The organism is Dyella sp. AD56 (genome assembly GCF_002878475.1).
Classification (GTDB): domain Bacteria; phylum Pseudomonadota; class Gammaproteobacteria; order Xanthomonadales; family Rhodanobacteraceae; genus Dyella.
The window spans coordinates 1-1,740 of the sequence record NZ_NRDP01000049.1 but is presented as its reverse complement, the minus strand read 5'-3'; the positions used below and the strand labels follow the sequence as shown (position 1 = coordinate 1,740).

Here is a 1,740-nt window from a genome sequence, read left to right as displayed (position 1 = left end):
GACAGCTATGACAACGCGTTGGCCGAGACCATCAACGGGCTCTACAAGGCCGAGCTGATTCACCGCCGAGCACCATGGAAAACCAGAGAAGCGGTGGAACTGGCCACGCTCGAATGGGTGTCATGGTTCAACCACCAACGCTTACTCGAACCCATCGGGTATATTCCACCCGCCGAGGCCGAAGCTAACTACTACCGTCAGCTGGCTTCCGACTTGGTGCAGGCCGCATGATCACTTAAACCAAATAGCCTCCGCGAAAACCGGGGCGATTCACATCCGGCCGTGCTGGCCGCAGAGAAGGAACTGCTAGCCGCTCAAGCGGCTGTCACACAGGCAAAGGCCCAAGGCCGCCCAACCATCAAGCTGGTGGGACAGTACAGCCAGAACAACGAACCGGTACAGTTGGGACTCGGCTTGCAGCACTACCCCGCCACAGGGCATGACGGCTATGTCGGGCTGCAGGTGAATATTCCACTCTTTTCCGGCTTTGCCACGACCTATCAAGTTCACGCAGCCGAGGCGCAGGTGGATCAACAGGCGGTAGCCGTGGACAAGGCCAGACAGCAGGTCGCTTTGCAAGTGTGGACGAGTTATCAGACCTTACAAACCGATACGGAGAATCTGACGCTCAGTGCCAAACTCCAGGATGTAGCGACGGAAGCATGGGAGTCAGCTCAGCGGCGCTATGGATCTGGCGTCGGTACCATCCTGGAGCTATTGGAGACGCAGACTGCGTTAGCGAAAGCACGACAGCAACGCATCCAGGCGCTGGCTGAATGGCGTTACGACCGACTCGCGCTCGGCGCCGCACTGGGACAACTGCGATGGCGAGACATGAAAGATCGATGATTCACCGGCGGACCCAAACATTCCCGAGCTAATCACCGCACGCGAAGAGCGAAGGGAGACGTTGGCATGAACCGAAGTACGCTCTTGCGCGCCGCCCGACAGACACGTCTAGTTCGAAACCAAAAAGAAAAAGGTCCGGGAGTAAGTGGGCAGGAGAGCAAGTGCTCTCCTGCCCACTCTCTATGACTTCATGCCGACTCCGAGCAATGAATCACCTTCTCAGGTTCTATTGGGCGCACCGCCCAATCAGGACTCTTCATCTACTTTGGTGCACGCTTTCCTTGGCCGCACCACTCCCGCCACTCGCTAAGCTGGTCTGCCGCAATCAGCGCGTCTTCACCGACAACCTTGCGGTGTGCAGCCACCCAGTCATTCACGCACGCATCCATATCCGCGGGACTAACTTGCGATTGGCTTGCGGGAGTGCTTCCTGCCGCCGCCGGCTGTGGAGCTGATGCTACGACTACCGGCTCCGACAGCGCTTTCATCAATTCCGGCGGAAGCGGATCGGCACCACTCGCTACCTGAGCGCTGACATCTTTGCGCTCCACCAGCGCTCCGTCGGCATAGGCTTCATCAGCTAGTAGCACGCCGTCCTTGTCCCAGGTCTTCCTAGCGCCACTGATCTTTCCATCGACCCAACGACGTCCCCCCGCTTTCAGTAGCGGGACGAATTAGAGCCCAGTGTCACTTTAGCTGCTTCGCATAGTCGGCGGGCGTGAGCCCGCCCAAAGCCTTCTTGGGTCGTTCTTCGTTGTATTCCCGGCGCCAGGTTTCGATCTCGGTGCGTGCGTGAAGCAGGCTGGGAAACCAGTGCTCGTTGAGGCATTCATCGCGCAAGCGCCCGTTGAACGATTCGATGTAAGCGTTCTGGTTGGGCTTGCCAGGCTC

Annotated in this window: 3 protein-coding genes; 2 read left to right on the top strand and 1 reads right to left on the bottom strand. The window is 58.6% G+C overall.

What is annotated here, in order from left to right:
- Together DyAD56_RS23450 and DyAD56_RS23445 are read left to right on the top strand one after the other, a co-directional pair.
- Positions 1 to 231: integrase core domain-containing protein (locus DyAD56_RS23450; protein WP_146010618.1), on the top strand; the 231-nt coding region annotated here is incomplete at its 5' end.
- A 51-nt stretch (positions 232 to 282) separates the two neighbouring features.
- Positions 283 to 849 (top strand): TolC family protein, encoded by a 567-nt coding sequence (locus tag DyAD56_RS23445; protein ID WP_102305247.1) that lies wholly within the window; start codon positions 283 to 285, stop codon positions 847 to 849.
- A 687-nt stretch (positions 850 to 1,536) separates the two neighbouring features.
- On the opposite strand, the gene DyAD56_RS23440 is transcribed toward DyAD56_RS23445, so the two are convergent.
- Positions 1,537 to 1,740, bottom strand: a 204-nt coding sequence (locus DyAD56_RS23440) for an integrase core domain-containing protein (RefSeq protein ID WP_146010617.1), incomplete at its 5' end; no start/stop codon positions are given.